This is a genomic window from Gryllotalpicola koreensis (assembly GCF_039538185.1).
In the GTDB taxonomy this organism is placed as follows: domain Bacteria; phylum Actinomycetota; class Actinomycetes; order Actinomycetales; family Microbacteriaceae; genus Gryllotalpicola; species Gryllotalpicola koreensis.
The window spans coordinates 207,056-224,154 of the sequence record NZ_BAABBW010000002.1; the positions used below are offsets into that span (position 1 = coordinate 207,056).

A 17,099-nucleotide genomic window follows, 5' to 3' on the forward strand; every position below is an offset into this window, starting at 1 on the left:
ATGTCCACCGCAACCCTAGCTGTCCAGAAAGCACAGGCCGCCGCGCCGCTGATGCTGGGCGAGCACCAGATCGACGTGCCCGTCGTGCTGGCTCCCATGGCCGGCATCACGAACACGGCGTTCCGCAGGCTCTGCCGCGAGTTCGGCGTGGGGCTCTACGTCAGCGAGATGATCACGAGCCGCGCGCTCGTCGAACGCAACGCCGAGACGATGCGGCTCATCGGCCACCACCCGTCCGAAACCTTCCGTTCGGTGCAGCTCTACACAACCGACCCGGTGACCGTCGGCGACGCCGTGCGCGTCATCGTTGCCGAGGGCCTCGCCGACCACGTCGACCTGAACTTCGGCTGCCCGGTTCCCAAGGTCACCCGCAAGGGCGGCGGCAGCGCGCTGCCGTGGAAGCTCGGCCTGTTCCGCGAGATCGTCGAGAGCGCGAAGGCCGCGGCCGAGCACCTGCCGCTCACCGTCAAGATGCGCAAGGGCATCGACGACGAGCACCTCACCTACCTCGACGCGGGCCGCATCGCGCAAGACGCGGGCGTCGCCTATGTCGCCCTGCACGGCCGCACCGCCGCCGACATGTACTCGGGGCACGCCGACTGGTCGGCGATCGCGAATCTCAAGGACGCGCTCGACATCCCCGTGCTCGGCAACGGCGACATCTGGTCGGCCGACGACGCCCTGCGCATGATGCGCGAGACCGGCGCCGATGGCGTGGTGGTGGGGCGCGGATGCCTGGGGCGGCCGTGGCTCTTCGGTGATCTCGCCGCAGCGATGCGGGGGGAGTGGCACGAAGGCGCCGGGCTGAATCCATCAAGATCCCAACCCACCTTGGGCATGGTCGCGCAGGCGTTCCGCCGTCACGCCGAGTTGCTCGTCGAGTTCTTCGAAGACGAGGGGCGCGGCTGCCGCGACATCCGCAAGCACGTCGCCTGGTACTTCAAGGGCTACCCTGTCGGGGGCGAGCTGCGGGCGAAGCTCGCCACCTCGTCGAGCCTCGCGGAGATCGACGAGCTGCTCGCGACGATGGACTGGGACGCGCCGTACCCGGGTGAAGGCGCCGAGGGCGCGCGTGGTCGCCAGGGCAGTCCGCGCACGCCGTCGCTGCCCGACCGCTGGCTGGAATCACGCGAGCTCGATGGCGCAACCCGCGCCGACATGTCCGCCGCCGAGGTGCACAACAGTGGCGGCTGAGCCGCGCCCCACCGCCCCGTCTCCTTATGGGGAGTTCGACACAGAGCGGTGGATGCCCGAGGAGCACTCCAACCGCCGCAGCGACTTCGCCCGTGACCGTGCCCGCCTGTTCCATTCGAGCGCGCTGCGCCGGCTCGCCGCCAAGACTCAGGTGCTGAGCCCCACCGTCGGCCTCGATTTCGCGCGCAACCGCCTCACCCACTCGCTCGAGGTCGCCCAGATCGGCCGTGAGCTCGCGACCAACCTCGGGCTCAACCCCGACGTCGTCGACACCGCCTGCCTCGCGCACGACCTCGGCCACCCGCCCTTCGGGCACAACGGCGAGCGGGCGCTCTCCGAATGGGCCGCAGATATCGGCGGCTTCGAGGGGAACGCCCAGACGCTGCGGGTCGTCACGCGCCTCGAACCGAAGGTGTTCGGGCCCGACGGGCGCCCCTACGGTCTGAACCTCACCCGCGCGAGCCTCGACGCGAGCACGAAGTACCCGTGGCCGATCCAGCAGGCGGTCAACGACCCCTCGGGGCGCGCGAAGTTCGGCTTCTACGCCGACGACACGGACGTGTTCGAGTGGCTGCGACAGGGCGCGCCCGATCGGGTGCGGTGCATCGAGGCGCAGGTCATGGACCTCTCCGACGACATCGCCTACTCGGTGCATGACTTCGAAGACGCGATCGTGAACGGGTTCATCGACGTAGGCGTGCTCGCCTCGGCATCCGATCACGACGCCCTGATGGCCAAGGTGAAGGAGTGGGTGGGCGACGAGTTCTCCCGCGACGAGCTCGAGGCCGCGTACGAGCGGCTGCGGGCGATGGAGCAGTGGATCCACGCGTGGAACGGCTCGCGCCTCGCCCAGGCCCAGCTGAAGAACCTCACGAGCCAGCTCATCGGCCGCTTCGCGCGCAACGCCACGGTCGCGACCCGCATGGCGTACCCGCGGCCGAGCCTCACGCGCTACGGCGCTCAGATGGTCGTGCCCGCCGAGGAGGCGGCCGAGATCGGCGTCATGAAAGGGCTCACCGCCGCGTTCATCATGAGCAACAACGAGCGTCAGCCCGTCTACCACCGCCAGCGCGAGCTGCTCACAGGCCTCGCCGATGCGCTGCTCGCCACAGGACCCCGCGATCTCGACCGCGGCTTCGCCGAGGACTGGGAGAAGGCGGCCGATGATGCGGGCCGCAAACGCGCCGTCGTCGATCAGGTCGCGAGCCTCACCGACCAGAGCGCGATCGCCTGGTTCGAGAGGCTCGTGCAGCAGTAGCGTGCACCCGCGACCGTAGGATCGAATTCATGCCCGGCCTCATCCGTCACAGCGACATCGACGAGGTCAAGGCGCGCACGAACATCGCCGATGTGATCGGCGAGTACGTCGCGCTCAAGCCGGCCGGCATCGGCTCGATGAAGGGCCTGTGCCCCTTCCACGACGAGCGCAGCCCGAGCTTCAATGTGCGGCCACAGCTGGGCTTCTATCACTGCTTCGGCTGCGGCGAATCCGGCGACGTCTACAAGTTCCTGCAGACCATCGACCACGTGACCTTCGCCGAGGCGGTCGAGCGGCTCGCGGCGCGCGCCGGCTACCAGCTCACCTACGAGGACGGCGGCAGCACGCAGGAGGATCGCGGCACCCGCGCCCGGATCCTCGCCGCGAACAAGGCCGCAGAGGAGTTCTACGTCGCCCGACTCACCGCGCCCGACGCCGAGCCCGGCCGGCGCTTCCTGGGTGAGCGCGGCTTCGACGCCGCGGCCGCGGCGCGCTTCGGCGTCGGCTACGCCCCGAAGAGCTGGGACGAGCTCACGAACCACCTCAAGGGCAGGGGTTTCGGCATCGATGAGCTGGCGGCGGCCGGCCTCGTCTCGCAGAACGACCGCGGGGGAGCCTACGACCGCTTCCGCGGCCGCGTCATCTGGCCGATCCGCGACGTGACAGGCACGACGGTGGGCTTCGGCGCACGCCGGCTCTTCGACGACGACAACGGACCCAAGTACCTCAACACGCCCGAGACCGCGGTCTTCCACAAGGCCCAGGTGCTCTACGGCCTCGACATCGCGAAGCGCGACGTCAGCAAGGGCAAGCAGGTCGTGGTCGTCGAGGGCTACACCGACGTGATGGCCTGCCATCTCGCGGGCATCACGACCGCGGTCGCGACCTGCGGAACGTCCTTCGGCCCCGATCACGTGAAGCTGCTGCGCCGTGTGCTCGGCGACGAGGGCGGCGAAGGGCAGGTCGTCTTCACCTTCGACCCCGACGCCGCGGGCCAGAAGGCGGCCGAGCGCTCGTTCACCGTGCTGCAGGAGCAGCGCATCGCCGCGCAGACCTACGTCGCCGTCGGGCCGGAGGGACTCGACCCCTGCGACCTGCGGCTCGCGAAGGGCGACCAGGCCGTCGCGCAGATGATCGCCGACAAGAAGCCCATGTTCGAGTTCATGCTGCGGCAGGTGGTCACCCGCTTCGACCTCGACACCGTCGAGGGCCGGGTCGGCGCGCTGCGCGCGGGGGCGCCGATCGTGGCAGGCATCCGTGACCCCGCTCTGCGGCCTGGATACACGCGCGAGCTGGCCCGCATGGCCGGCGCCGAGCTGAGCGAGGCGCAGGCGGCGGTGCGCGCGTTCTCGAACCGCGGCAGGCAGGCGACGGATGCCGCACCGCAGCTGCCTCAGGAGACGATCACCCTCGCCGACCTCGGCAGGGACCCCATCACGACGACCGAGCGGCAGGCGCTCATGGCCGTGCTGCAGCTGCCGGAGGCGGTCGGCAGCGAGCTCGTGGGCCGGGCCGTGCAGGCGCGCTTCTCGAACCCGACGCTCGAGCTCGTGAAGAGCGCGGTCGCGGCGAACATCGACGCGTTCGGTGCGCCGGACTGGTTCGCCCGCATCCGCGCGGAACTGCCCGAGCAGTTCCGCCCGATCGTCGAGCAGCTGGCGTTGTCGCCGATCCCCGAACGCAGCGAGGACGCGGCAAAGATCTGGGCGAAGGCGATCGTCGCCTCGCTCATCGAGAAGGACATGGTGACGCTCAAGGCCGAGCTGCAGAGCCGGCTGCAGCGCACCGACCCGTCGGATTCCGACACCCGCATCGCGATCAGCAGGGCGATGGCCGAGTTGGAGCTGGAGCGACGCAGGTTGCGCGGCGAGTAGGCCCAGGCCGGTTGGTTAACGCACGAGAAACAAGCCGAGTCCTAGGCTGTACCGACCACATTCCTGTTCCTCACAAAGAAAGTGAGTCCAACGGCATGAATTCCGCTACGGCTCGTCGCGCCCGGTTCCTGGTGGCGACCGCCTCCCTCGCGGCGGCGACGCTCATCCTGACCGGGTGCTCCGGCGGCAAGTCCGGCAACACCGGCTCTGCCTCGAAGAGCATCACGATCGGCACGACCGACACCGTCACCTCGCTCGACCCGGCCGGCTCGTACGACAACGGCTCGCTGTCCGTCCAGGTCAACGTCTTCCCGCTGCTCTTCGACTCGCCCTACGGCAGCCCCGACGTGAAGCCCGACATCGCCGAGAGCGGCAGCTTCGTCGACTCGAACACCTTCGAGGTGAAGCTCAAGCCGGGCCTCAAGTTCGCGAACGGGCACGACCTCACGGCATCCGATGTCAAGTTCACCTTCGATCGCCAGCAGGCGATCGGCAAGTCGGGGGCAGACGGCGGCAACGGTCCGAGCTCGCTGCTCGCCAACCTCGAGAACACCACCGTCAAGGACGACAGCACGGTCGACTTCCATCTCAAGGTCGCCAACGACCAGACCTTCGAGCAGGTGCTCTCGAGCGAGGCAGGCTTCATCGTCGACGAGCAGGTCTTCAGCCCGACGAAGCTCACGCCCGACAACGACATCGTCAAGGCGGATGCGTTCGCCGGCCAGTACAAGATCACGAGCTACAAGGTCAACCAGCTCATCGAGTACAAGAAGTACTCGGGCTACCAGGGCCTGCTCGCGCCCGCGAAGACCGACACGATCATCGCGAAGTATTACAAGGATTCCTCGAACCTGAAGCTCGACGTGCAGAGCGGCGGCATCGACGTCGCCTACCGCAGCCTGTCGGCACAGGACGTCGACGCGCTCAAGAAGCAGAAGGACAAGGTGACGGTCACCACCGGTCCCGGCGGCGAGATCCGCTACATCGTCTTCAACTTCAAGACACAGCCCTTCGGCACCGGCCAGCCCGACGCCGACCCGAAGAAGGCGCTGGCCGTGCGCACGGCCGTGGCCGACCTGGTGGACCGTCAGGCGCTGAGCGAGCTGTACAAGAACACCTACACGCCGCTGTACTCATACGTTCCCGACGGCCTGACGGGCGCGAACACCGCGCTCAAGGGTCTCTACGGCGACGGCAACGGCGGCCCTTCGAAGGACAAGGCGACAGAGGCGCTGAAGGCGGCGGGCATCACCACGCCCGTGCAGCTCGACATCACCTACAACAGCGACCACTACGGCCCGCAGTCCGGTGACGAGTACGGCCTCATCAAGGACCAGCTCGAGTCGAGCGGTCTGTTCAAGGTCAACCTCGCGGGCGTCGAGAACGTGCAGTTCTCGAAGGATGCTCCGAACGACGGCTACCCGGTCTTCCAGCGAGGCTGGTTCCCCGACTACGCCGACGCGGACAACTACCTGACGCCGTTCTTCCCCCAGGGCGGCTTCCTGCACAACCACTACGACAACCCGCAGGTCGACTCGCTCATCACCAAGGAGCTGGGCGACAAGGACGCGGCTTCCCGTGCGAAGACGATCGGCGACATCCAGGATGCCGTCGCGAAGGACCTCGACACCATCCCGCTCTTGCAGGGCACTCAGGTCGTCGTGACCGGCAAGGATGTCAAGGGCGCCGTGCTCGACGCCTCGTTCAAGTTCCGCTACGCGACGCTGAGCAAGTAAGCACGACCGTGCTCGGGGGCGGCCGCATGGCCGCCCCCTTGCACTGCTCCGGAAGGACCCGTGTTCATGACGACTTCGCCAGAGACCATCCCCTCGCCGTTGGCGCCCGCCCCGGCGCAGCCGCGGGGCGCCGCGAGTCTGCGAGGCGGCGGCGGACTGCTGCGCTACCTGGTGGTGCGGTTCCTGCTGATCTTCCCCACGATCTTCGTCCTCGTGACGGTCGTCTTCTTCCTGATGCGCGCCACGGGCGACCCCATCACGGCGGCCCAGGGCGGCCGGCTCGCTCCGGCGGAGCTCGCGCGGCGCATCCACGCAGCAGGGTACGACCGCCCACTCATCGTGCAGTACCTCGACTTCCTCGGCGGCATCCTGCACGGCGACTTCGGAACCACGTACTCCGACCACCAGCCTGTGACGACGGTGCTGGTCACGTATGGCACGGCCACGCTCGAGCTCGCCTTCTACGCGCTGATCGTCGCCTTCATCGTCGGCATCCCGCTCGGCATGCTCGCCGCGTGGATCCGCGACCGCTGGGGCGACGCCCTGTTGCGCGTGCTCGCGATCGTGTTCTACGCGACGCCGATCTTCTTCTCCGGGCTGCTGATGAAGCTCGTCTTCTCGATCAGGCTCGGCTGGCTGCCGGTCGACGGGCGAGCGGACACCGGCACCGAGCTCGAGCTGCAGCTGCTGCCGCACCCCACCGGCATCTACCTCATCGACGCGTTCCGCACCGGCGACCCCGCCGCCGTCGGCGACGTGCTCAGGCACGCCGTGCTGCCGGGCGTCGCCCTCGGACTGCTCACGGCCGGCGTCTTCCTGCGCCTGGTGCGCACGAACGTCATCGGCACGCTCAACACCGAGTACGTGACCGCCGCGCGCAGCCGCGGCGTGAGCGAGTACCGCCTGGTCACGAAGCACGCCTACCGGCCCGCGCTCATCCCGATCATCACCGTCATCGGCCTGCAGATCGCGATGCTGCTCGGCGGCGCCGTGCTGACCGAGACGACCTTCGAGTGGAACGGCCTCGGCTACCAGCTCAACCACTATCTCGAGGCCCGAGACTTCGTCGCCGTGCAGGGCATCGTCGCCCTGCTCGCCGTCATCGTCGCCGTCGTCAACTTCATCGTCGACGTCATAGCCGCATTCATCGACCCGAGGGTGAGGTACTGAGATGACGACGGTCACCCTCAAGCGGCGCGGCGCCTGGCTCGACCGCATGCCGATCGCCAAGCAGGTGCGCCAGAGCGTCGGCGTGCAGCGCTTCATGCTCGTCACGGGCATCGTCATCACCGCGGTGTTCGTGCTCGTCGCGATCTTCGCCCCGCTCCTCGCCCCGTACGGCTTCGCCCAGCTGCGCGACGCGAACGGCATCTTCCCCCGCCAGGCGGCCCCCTCGGCGGCCCACCCGTGGGGCACCACGGTGGCGGGCTATGACGTGCTGAGCCGCACCCTCTGGGCATCCCAGACCGCGCTGCTCGCCATCATCGTCGCGGTCGTGCTGTCGCTCATCCTCGGCGTGCTGCTGGGCCTGCTCTCCGGCTACTTCGGCGGCCCGCTCGACCGCGTGCTCGTCGTGGTCTGCGACGCGATCTACGCGTTCCCGACCCTGCTGCTCGCGATCATCGTGTCGATCATGATCAGCCACGGGCAGTCGGGCCTCTGGAACGGGGTCTTCGCCGCGGGCATCTCGATCACGGTCGTCTACATCCCGCAGTACTTCCGCGTGGTTCGCGCCGAGGTCGTGCGCATCAAGGCAGAGGCCTATGTGGAATCCGCCAAGGTCCTCGGCACGAGCAACGCGCGCATCATCTTCCGCCACGTGCTGCGCAACTCGGTGCGCACTCTGCCGCTCATCATCACGCTGAACGGCACGGATGCCTTCGAGACCCTCGCCGGCCTCGGGTTCCTCGGGCTCGGCATCGAGCCCACCTCCGCGGCCGAGTGGGGCTACGACCTGCAGAAGGCCGTCGCCGACGTCACGAGCGGCATCTGGTGGACCGCGCTGTACCCCGGCCTCGCCATCGTGCTGCTGGCGCTCGGCATCTCGCTCATGGGCGAGAGCCTCAACGACCTGGCCGACCCGCGTCTGCGCCGCCGCGGAGCCGCGAGCGAAGTCACCGAAGCCGAGGCAGAGGAGGTCGCGTCGTGAGCGACGTCGTCGACATCACCGACCTGACCGTCCGGTTCGCGACCGACGCCGGCTCCGTGGCCGCCGTGTGCGGCGTCAGCCTGTCGGTCGCTCCGCGCGAGATCGTCGCGATCGTGGGCGAGTCCGGCTCGGGCAAGTCCGTGACCGCCAAGTCGATCCTCGGCATGCTGCCCGAGACGGCGAGCACGGGCGGCACGGTGGTGCTGCGCGGCCGCGACTCCGAGCTCGGAGTCGACGTCGTGCGCCTCGACAAGCGCACGCTGCGCGAGATCAGGGGCCGCGACGCCGCGATGGTGTTCCAGGAGCCGTCGACCGCGCTGAATCCCGTCTACCCGATCTGGTGGCAGATCGCGGAAGGGCTGCGGGCGCACGGCAAGGTCGGCAGGCGGCAGGCGCGCAAGCGCGCCGTCGAGATCCTGCACCGCGTCGGCATCCCGGAGGCCTCGACACGCATCGACTACTACCCGCACGAGTTCTCCGGCGGCCAGAAGCAGCGCATCGTGATCGCGATGGCGCTCATTCTCGGCCCGAGCCTGATCATCGCCGACGAGCCGACCACGGCACTGGACGTCACCGTGCAGGCCGAGATCCTCGAGCTGCTGCGCTGGTGCCGCGACGAGTACGGCTCGTCGATCGTGCTCATCACGCACAATATGGGCGTCGTCGCCGACCTCGCCGATCGCGTGGCCGTCATGTACCAGGGCGAGATCGTCGAGCAGGCGGATTCCACGACGCTGTTCGCCTCGCCCCGGCATCCGTACACCCAGTCCCTGCTCGCCGCGGTCCCGCGCGTCGGCGCCGGTCATTCGCGGCTCAGCGTGAGCGAGCGGGCGACGGATGCCCCAGCCGAGCAACCTGCCGGCGAAGCCGTCGTGCGCGCCCAGGGGCTCGAAGTGACCTACCCCGGCCGCCTCGGCCGCGCCGGATTCCGCGCCGTGCGCGGCGTCGACCTCGAGATCGGCGCGGGCGAGGTGCTCGGGCTCGTGGGGGAGTCGGGCAGCGGCAAGACCACCATCGGGCGCGCGATCGCCGGCCTCACGCGGGTCACGGGCGGGTCGCTCACGGTGCTCGGCCACGAGATGTCCGGCATCCGCGAGCGCGACTTCCGCCCCGCGCGCAAGGACATCGGCTTCGTCTTCCAGGACCCGGCGTCGAGCTTCAACCCGCTGCTCACCATCGGCGACGCGATCGCCGAGCCGATGCTGGTGCACGGCGCGGTGCCGTCGGTGGCCGCCGCCCAGTCACGCGCGCGCGAGCTGCTCGGCGCCGTGCAGCTGCCCGAGGAGTACGCGCAGCGCTTCCCGCACGAGCTCTCCGGCGGTCAGCGGCAGCGCGTCTCGCTCGCCCGCGCGCTCGCGCTCGAGCCGAAGCTCGTGATCTTCGACGAGCCGACCTCGGCCCTCGACGTCTCCGTGCAGGCCCGCGTGCTCGAGCTGATCACCCGCTTGCAGGCCGAGTTCGGCTTCGCGGGGCTGTTCATCAGCCACGATCTCGCCGTCGTCGATCTGATCGCGACCCGCATCGCGGTCATGCACACGGGCGAGATCGTCGAGTCCGGACCCAACGCGCAGGTGCTCGGCGCCCCGCAGGACCCGTACACGCAGAAGCTGCTCGCCTCGCTGCCCGTGCCGGATCCGGTGGCGCAGGCGGCACGGCGGGCCGAGCTGAAGGAGCTCGCCGCGGCTCAGTAGGCTCGGGAAGGTGAAGACGCACCCGGCGGGCGAGGCGAGCCCGATCGTCGTTCAGGACCTTTCGGCGCAGTACCGCACGAAGGGACGCGTCAGCGGCTACGCGCTGCGCGGGGTGAGCTTCGAGGTGCGCGCGGGCGAGGTGCTCGGCGTGCTGGGGGAGTCCGGTGGTGGGAAGAGCACCCTCGCGCGTATTCTCGCGGGCGAGCTCGTGCGAAAGGGGGCCGGCGGCTACGACATCCGTATTTCCGGCGGCGATGCGTTCGTCAACGGCGTCGCCCTGCGCACCATCTCGCAGGCCAAGCGCAACCGCCTCACGTTCCACACCGCGTACCTCGCGCAGGACGCCAACGACCGGCTCGAGCGCAGCTCGACAGTGGCCGAGCTGCTGCAGCAGCCGATCTTCGCCCGCGACAAGCGCTTCGACCCTCAGGCAGCGCAGAACCGCGCGCTGACGGTGCTCGACGCGGTGAGCCTGCCCCTCGCCGTGATGGAGAAGTACCCCTACGAGCTCTCCGACGGGCAACGCCAGCGCGTCGCCCTGGCCCGCGCGCTCGTGCTCGGGCCGAACGTGCTGATCGCCGACGAGCCGACCGCGGGCATCGACGTGACCGTGCGTGACACCGTGCTGCGGGTGATCACGCAGCTGCGGCAGGACCCGCGGTTCGCGGGCCTCGTCATCACCCACGACCTCGCGGTGCTGCGGCAGCTCGGCGCGAAGGTCGCGATCGTGCACGACGGCGTGATCGTCGGGTACGGGGAGATCGACGACGTCTTCCGGAATCCGGACCACCCGTACGTGTCGCGCCTGGCGAAGGCGCTGGGAGCGTGACCTTCCGGTCAGATGCTCCCCGGCTTGGACTCGAACCAAGAACCTATCGGTTAACAGCCGATTGCTCTGCCAATTGAGCTACCGAGGAAAGCGGCCCGGAGGCCGGGCAACGAGGACTAGCTTAACCGGTCGAAACCGCGCTCTCCAAATCGGGCGCGCGCTCAACCCTCGAGCTGATCGACGCCCGGCTGCCAGGCCTGACCGGGCACGCCCCAGCCGCGCTTTCGGCTGATCTTCTGCCACTCCTTGTCGAACGGGCGGGGCAGGCGGTCGAGGTACAGGATGCCGTCGAGATGGTCGTACTCGTGCTGGAAGATGCGCGCCAGCCAGCCCTCTGCCTCGATCTCGAACGGGGTGCCGTCGAGGTCGACGGCCTTGAGAATCGCGGCGGGGGAGCGGCGCAGCGGGAACCGCTCGCCGGGGAACGAGAGGCAGCCCTCGATCTCCTCCTCCTCGTCGGCGTCGCCGACGGGAGTCGGGTGGATCCAGAGCACCGGGTTGATGGCGACGCCGCGGTGCTCGATGTCGTCGTCGTCCGTCCAACCGAACACGAACAGGCGCTTGTCCACGCCGACCTGCGGCCCGGCGAGGCCGACGCCGGGTGCGGCATCCATCGTCTCGTACATGTCGGCGACCAGCGTGCGCAGTTCGTCGTCGAACACGGTGACGGGCTGGGCGGGCCTGTGCAGCACGGGCTCACCCTGGATTCGGATCGGGAGTACGGCCATTCGCCCAGGATATCGGCGCTGCGTCCGGTAACTTTCTCACGTGCCAGCCGCCTCGATCGGGCTCGATCCCCTGAGTCTCGACCCCCGCCAGTTCATCGGCATACCGCTCGCCCTGGTCGGCGCGGTGTTCCTTTCGCTCGGCGCGCAGCTGCAGCATCGCGGCGTGACCAAGGTCGACGATGCGAGCACGACGGATGCCGCGAAGGGCGGCCTCGACTTCGGCCAGTTGCGCTCGCTGCTCGCCCGGCCGAGTTGGGTGACAGGAACGCTCATGCTGGGCGCGGCGATCGTGCTGCAGCTCACGAGCCTCGCGTTCGCGCCCCTGATCGTCGTGCAGCCGCTCGGCGCCTTCGCGCTGGTCGTGACGGCCGTCGTCAACTCGCGGGTCATGCACCATCAGCTGAATCGGCTGACGATCCTCGCCATCTGCCTGTGCGTCGCCGGCGTCGGGGCGTTCGTCGTCGTGGCAGCGTTCCAGGCGCGCGAAGTGCCCGTCACCGAGCGGGCGCTGGTCGAGATCCTGATCATCCTGGGCTGCGTGCTCGTGCTCGCGGCGGCGATGTTCGCCGCGTTCCGCAAGCGGATGCGCGCGCTGATGTACGTCATCTCCGCCGGCATCCTGTACGGCTTCGTCGCGACCCTCGCAAAGGTCGTGATCGCCCGCCTGCAGCAGCACGAGTTCGATCTGCTCACGGGTGTGTGCGTGGCCGCGCTCATCGCCGCCGTCGCCCTGGGCGCCTACTTCGTGCAGAACGCCTACGCCTCGGGGCCGCCCGACCTGGTGATCGCCGGCCTGACGGTCATCGACCCGCTGGTCGCCGTGACGATCGGCATCACGATCCTCAACGAGGCTCTGCAGGTGGGCCCGCTCACGATCGCCGTGTGGCTCGTGACCGGGGCCGTCGCGATCGCGGGTGTCTTCCTCTTGGCGCGTCATCACCCGCAGATGCCGAGCTGACCTGCCTAGACTGGGGCCGCCGTACCCCTCGGCATCCCCCGTTCTTCCCACAAGGACTCACGACGTGACCGATTCGAGCGACGAGCCCCTGCAGCCGCTGACGATCCTGCTCGGCTGCGACACCTTTTCCCCCGATGTGAACGGCGCCGCGCGCTTCGCGGAGCGCCTGGCCGCCGGCCTCGTGGAGCGCGGCCACACGGTGCACGTGATCGCACCGTCCACCACCGTGTTCAAGACCGGTGAGTGGGACGAGATGCACGAGGGTGCGCGCCTGCACATGCATCGCCTGTTCAGCCTGCGCTGGTACCCGCACCCGTGGCTGCGCTACATGATGCCGTGGACGATCCGCCGCAACACCGCCCGCATCCTCGACCGGGTGAAGCCCGACGCCGTGCACTTCCAGTCGCACTTCGTGGTCGGGCGCGGGCTCACCGACACGGCGCGGGCGCGGGGCATCCGTGTCGTCGCGACCAATCACACGATGCCCGAGAACATGATCGAGCACACGACGCTGCCGAAGCCGCTGCAGCCGGTCCTGCTCAAGTGGGCATGGTGGGACGCGAAGCGGATTCTAAAGCGGGCGGATGCCGTGACGACGCCCACTCGGCGCGCCGCCGACTACCTCGAAGAGGCGACCGGGATCACCGGCGTGCACGCGATCGGCAACGGGGTGCGGGTCTCGGACTACACGCCCGACTTCGAGCACCGCGGCAACCGCATCGTGTTCGTCGGGCGGGTGACGAGCGAGAAGCGCCTCGAGGTGCTGGTGCGCGCCGTCGCCCTGCTGCCGACGGACCTCGAGTGGTCGCTCGAGATCGTCGGAGACGGCGAGCAGCGGCATCACCTCGAGCGGCTGGCCGCCCAGCTCGGCGTGAGCGAGCGCGTCTCGTTCGCCGGCCTCGTGTCGGACGCCGACCTCAAGAAGGCCTACACGCGCGCCGACGTGCTCGCGATGCCGTCGACGGCCGAGCTGCAGTCGATCGTCACGATGGAGGCGATGTCCTCCGGCCTGCCCGTCGTCGCGGCCGACGCGATGGCGCTGCCGCACCTCGTCCATGACGGAGAGAACGGATTCCTGTTCCGACCTGACGACGCGCAGGATCTCGCCGCGAAGCTCGCGAAGATCCTGACGCTGCCCGATGAGGAGTTCCGGCGCATGAAGAAGGCATCGCTGCGGCTCATCCAAGTGCACGACATCGAGCGGACGCTGACGACCTTCGAGTGTCTGTATCGTGGAAAGCCGGTGGTGGACCCTGTGACCGAGCTGGACCCGGAGGACCCCGTCACCGAGGGGCGGTAGCTCAGCCGGTTAGAGCAGGGGACTCATAATCCCTGGGTCGCGGGTTCAAGTCCCGCCCGCCCTACTTTTGCTCCTCGTTTCGTGCCCGACATTTGTTGCATCAGTTCACATACGTGCAACGAAATGCCTATATGGTGTCCTCCTAACAGGGGACACGCCCGATGGCCCCTTTTTTCGAGGACGAACATGACGCAGCGCCCTGCGCACCTTGAGAGTGCGCCTGCACAGAGTGTCGATTTCCTGGTCATCGGAGCTGGACCGACCGGTCTGGGTGCCGCAGCCCGACTCGAGAGGCGCGGGGCAGAGTACCTTCTCGTCGACGCGAGCGCTCAGGTCGGTGGAGCAGCAGCCGCCGAGACCGACGCCCGCGGCTTCTCGTGGAGCGTCGCCGGCGCCAGCGGCGCGCAGTGGCAGGCCATCGCCGAGCGGCTCGTCGACCCGAACCGGCTGTGGCTCGGCACGCGTATCGCGCATGTCGACGTCGCACGCCGCACCGCGATCCTCGCCGACGGCCGCGCCGTCGAGTACCGCTGGTGCGTCTCGAGCGCCCCGCTGCCGACGGCGCTGAGCTGGGCGGGTGCCCGCGACCTCGGTGTCGGGCTGCACGCGCACCGCGTGCTCGCGGTCGGGGTGGGATTCCGCGGCAGGGTGCCCGCCGGCCTGGCATCCGCCCTCGACGCCGAGCACGCGCCCTGGTCGCGCCTCATCGACAGCTCGCAGCTCGCCCCGGCGGGCCACTGGAGCGTCCTCGCCGAGCTGCGCATCCCCGGCCGCGACGACATCGACACGGTGCGCGTCGTCGACTCGGTCGTGAAGGCCCTCGCCGCGTACGGCGCGGCGCCGACGACGCCGGCCACGATCTGGACGCGCGAGTTCGCACCGGCCCGCCCCGAGCCGAGTGAGGATCGCGACGAGCTGCTGCGCGCGATCGACGAGCGACTGAGGGCGAACGGATTCTTCAGCCGGGGCCTCCTCGGTGGCTGGCGGCCCGAGGCATCCGATCTCGGCGGCGCGTACCGTCAGGGCGGCGAGGCCGTCGAAGCGGCGCTCGCGGGTGCTGCGGAAGAGGCGTACTGGTCGGGCGGTGCCCGGCCGGTGGCGGCCGAGGCGGAGACCGCCGCCTGAACGGTGCCACCGCTTGCTAGCGTGGCGGGCATGCTGATCGCGATGGCGGGACTGCCAGGAAGCGGCAAGAGCGCCATCGCCGGGGAACTCGCGAGGCGGCTGCCCGCCGCGCATCTCGCGGTCGACGAGCTCGAGGACGCGATGCTCCGCGCGGGACTGCGCAACAGCTTCGAGGTGGGCCTCGCCGCCTACCTCGGCGCGGAGGCCCTTGCCGAGGCGAATCTGCGCATCGGCGCCCATGTGGTCGTCGACGCCGTCAACGACCATGCCTACGCTCGCGGCCAGTGGTACCAGCTGGCCGGCCGGGCCGACGTGCCGCTCGTCTTCGTCGAGGTCGTCTGCACGGACGTCGAACTGCATCGCCAGCGCCTCGAGCACCGCCGTCGGCCCTACACGGCGCTGCCGGAGCCCACCTGGGAGTCGCTGTTGCCGCGCCGCGCCGCGCTCGCGCAATGGGCCGACGAGCGCATCACGGTGGACACCGCGAACGGCAATCCCGCCGCCCTCGCGACACGCGTGCTGGAGGAGCTCAGCGGGCGGTGAATGTCGGTGATGTGTTCGATACTTGAAGCGTGCACATCGTCCTCGACCGCAGGCCCGATGGCGGCGTGACGGCGACCGAGCTCGACGCGGCGGCCATGCCGCACGGGACCGCCGCGGTCGAGGCATCCGATCTCGCGGAATTCGTGCGCAGCCGCGAACCCGAGCATCCCCGCTGGGTGTGGTCGAGCGCGGCCCGGTGGTACCCCGCGCTGCTCGCAGCGGGGGTGCGCGTCGAGCGGTGCGTCGACCTGGCGCTGTGCCGGCGCATCCTGCGCACCTCGCTGCTCACCGCGGACTCGGAGCTCGCGCATGAGCCGGCGACCGGGTGGGACGACCTGGCGCGCATCGCGACGGCGGCCGCCGAGACGCCCGGCGCACCCACGCTCTTCGAGGTCGGCGAATCCGCGCCTGCGGCGGCCCTCGACCCCGTGCGCGAGTTCCAGGCGCAGCAGGCGGCGGCGATCGGCGCGACGCAGCCGGCGCCGCTCCGGCTGCTGCTCGCCGCGGAGTCCGCCGGCGCGCTCATCGCCGAGGAGATCCGCTTCACCGGCATGCCGTGGCGCGCCGACGTGCACGACCGCGTGCTCACCGAGGCGCTCGGCCCGCGCGCGCCCGACGGCCGCCACCCGGCCCGGCTCGAGGCGCTCGCGGCGAAGATCCGCGAGCTGCTGGATGCGCCGCGCCTCAATCCCGACTCGCAGCCCGAGCTGCTGGCCGCACTGCGCCGCGTCGGACTGGACGTCACCTCGACAAGGAAGTGGGAGCTGCGCGAGCTCGAGCACCCGGTCATCGAGCCGCTCCTCGAGTACAAGAACCTGTATCGGCTGTTCACCGCCAACGGCTGGGCGTGGCTCGACACCTGGGTGCACGACGGCCGATTCCGCCCCGACTACGTCGTCGGCGGCGTCGTGACCGGCCGCTGGGCGACGAGCGGCGGCGGTGCGCTGCAGCTGCCCAAGAACATCCGGCGTGCGGTCGTCGCCGATCCGGGGTGGAAGCTCGTTGTGGCCGACGCGGCGCAGCTGGAGCCGCGGGTGCTCACAGGGCTCGCATCCGATGTGAACATGGCGGATGCCGGGCGCGGCCGCGACCTCTACGACTCGGTCGTCGCGGCCGGTGTCGTCGCGAGCCGTCGCGAGGCCAAGGTCGCCATGCTCGGCGCGATGTACGGGGCGACGACGGGGGATTCCGCGCGGCTGATGCCCGCGCTTCGCCGCGCCTTCCCGCAGGCGATCGGGCTCGTCGATCGGGCGGCCGAGCAGGGTGAGCGCGGCGACCAGGTGATGAGCAGGCTCGGCCGCACCTCGCCCCGCCCGGGCGGAGCCTGGCGCGAGGTGCAGGACCGCGCGAGCCAGCCGGGCGCCTCCGCTGCCGATGAGCGCCGGGCGCGGTCGCAGGCGCGCGACTGGGGGCGCTTCACGCGGAACTTCGTGGTGCAGGCATCCGCCGCCGAATGGGCGCTGTGCTGGATGGCCGAGCTGCGCCTGCGGCTCGCCGAGCTGGGCAGCGACCTCGTGACTGCGCCGCACCTGGTCTTCTTCCTGCACGACGAGATCATGGTGCACACGCCCGAGCGATTCGCGCCGCAGGTCGAGCGACTCGTGCGTGACGCGGCCGCGCAGGCGGGGCGGCTGCTGTTCGGAACATTCCCCGTCGACTTCCCGTTGCAGGTGGCGACCGTCGACACGTATGCAGATGCGAAGTGATCGCGCCG

The 17,099-nt window shown here is 69.8% G+C and carries 14 protein-coding genes and 2 tRNA genes; 14 read left to right on the top strand and 2 right to left on the bottom strand.

What is annotated here, in order from left to right; genetic code table 11:
- From dusB to ABD708_RS05980, 8 genes are all read left to right on the top strand, one after another.
- The gene (gene dusB, locus ABD708_RS05945; RefSeq protein WP_425553250.1) at positions 1 to 1,194 is read left to right on the top strand and encodes a tRNA dihydrouridine synthase DusB; all 1,194 of its coding nucleotides are present in this window, start codon (positions 1 to 3) and stop codon (positions 1,192 to 1,194) included.
- Positions 1,184 to 2,452: a deoxyguanosinetriphosphate triphosphohydrolase gene (locus ABD708_RS05950; protein ID WP_344752376.1), complete on the top strand. Its 1,269-nt coding sequence runs from the start codon at positions 1,184 to 1,186 to the stop codon at positions 2,450 to 2,452. The genes dusB and ABD708_RS05950 overlap by 11 nt, the downstream gene beginning before the upstream one ends.
- Before the next feature lie 29 nt (positions 2,453 to 2,481).
- Positions 2,482 to 4,326 (top strand): DNA primase, encoded by a 1,845-nt coding sequence (gene dnaG, locus ABD708_RS05955; RefSeq protein WP_344752377.1) that lies wholly within the window; start codon positions 2,482 to 2,484, stop codon positions 4,324 to 4,326.
- Positions 4,327 to 4,421: 95 nt separating this feature from the next.
- Positions 4,422 to 6,062, top strand: coding sequence for an ABC transporter substrate-binding protein (locus ABD708_RS05960; RefSeq protein ID WP_344752378.1), 1,641 nt, complete (start codon positions 4,422 to 4,424; stop codon positions 6,060 to 6,062).
- A 66-nt stretch (positions 6,063 to 6,128) separates the two neighbouring features.
- Positions 6,129 to 7,232, top strand: coding sequence for an ABC transporter permease (locus ABD708_RS05965; protein WP_344752379.1), 1,104 nt, complete (start codon positions 6,129 to 6,131; stop codon positions 7,230 to 7,232).
- 1 nt (position 7,233) lies between these two features.
- Entirely contained in the window at positions 7,234 to 8,211 is a 978-nt protein-coding gene (locus ABD708_RS05970; protein WP_344752380.1) for an ABC transporter permease, read from the top strand.
- On the top strand, positions 8,208 to 9,902 hold the full coding sequence (locus tag ABD708_RS05975) for a dipeptide ABC transporter ATP-binding protein (protein WP_344752381.1): 1,695 nt from the start codon (positions 8,208 to 8,210) through the stop codon (positions 9,900 to 9,902). Before ABD708_RS05970 ends, ABD708_RS05975 begins: the two co-directional genes overlap by 4 nt.
- 10 nt (positions 9,903 to 9,912) lie before the next feature.
- On the top strand, positions 9,913 to 10,731 hold the full coding sequence (locus ABD708_RS05980; protein ID WP_344752382.1) for an ATP-binding cassette domain-containing protein: 819 nt from the start codon (positions 9,913 to 9,915) through the stop codon (positions 10,729 to 10,731).
- A gap of 15 nt (positions 10,732 to 10,746) precedes the next feature.
- Here the strand turns inward: ABD708_RS05980 and ABD708_RS05985 are convergent.
- Together ABD708_RS05985 and def are read right to left on the bottom strand one after the other, a co-directional pair.
- Positions 10,747 to 10,819 (bottom strand) — tRNA-Asn (locus ABD708_RS05985).
- 73 nt (positions 10,820 to 10,892) lie between these two features.
- Entirely contained in the window at positions 10,893 to 11,459 is a 567-nt protein-coding gene (gene def, locus ABD708_RS05990) for a peptide deformylase (protein ID WP_344752383.1), read from the bottom strand.
- A 40-nt stretch (positions 11,460 to 11,499) separates the two neighbouring features.
- Here def and ABD708_RS05995 point away from each other — a divergent pair, with 40 nt between their 5' ends.
- The 6 genes from ABD708_RS05995 (at position 11,500) to ABD708_RS06020 (ending at position 17,091) form a co-directional block, all read left to right on the top strand.
- Entirely contained in the window at positions 11,500 to 12,417 is a 918-nt protein-coding gene (locus tag ABD708_RS05995; protein WP_344752384.1) for a DMT family transporter, read from the top strand.
- 64 nt (positions 12,418 to 12,481) lie between these two features.
- The gene (locus tag ABD708_RS06000) at positions 12,482 to 13,717 is read left to right on the top strand and encodes a glycosyltransferase (protein WP_344752385.1); all 1,236 of its coding nucleotides are present in this window, start codon (positions 12,482 to 12,484) and stop codon (positions 13,715 to 13,717) included.
- Positions 13,708 to 13,781, top strand: a tRNA-Ile gene (locus tag ABD708_RS06005). Before ABD708_RS06000 ends, ABD708_RS06005 begins: the two co-directional genes overlap by 10 nt.
- Before the next feature lie 122 nt (positions 13,782 to 13,903).
- The gene (locus tag ABD708_RS06010; RefSeq protein WP_344752386.1) at positions 13,904 to 14,842 is read left to right on the top strand and encodes an NAD(P)-binding protein; all 939 of its coding nucleotides are present in this window, start codon (positions 13,904 to 13,906) and stop codon (positions 14,840 to 14,842) included.
- A gap of 30 nt (positions 14,843 to 14,872) precedes the next feature.
- Entirely contained in the window at positions 14,873 to 15,385 is a 513-nt protein-coding gene (locus ABD708_RS06015) for a P-loop nucleotide/nucleoside kinase family protein (RefSeq protein ID WP_344752387.1), read from the top strand.
- Between the two features lie 29 nt (positions 15,386 to 15,414).
- Complete coding sequence (locus ABD708_RS06020; RefSeq protein WP_344752388.1) at positions 15,415 to 17,091, top strand: bifunctional 3'-5' exonuclease/DNA polymerase; 1,677 nt, start codon at positions 15,415 to 15,417, stop codon at positions 17,089 to 17,091.
- Positions 17,092 to 17,099: the final 8 nt, after the last annotated feature.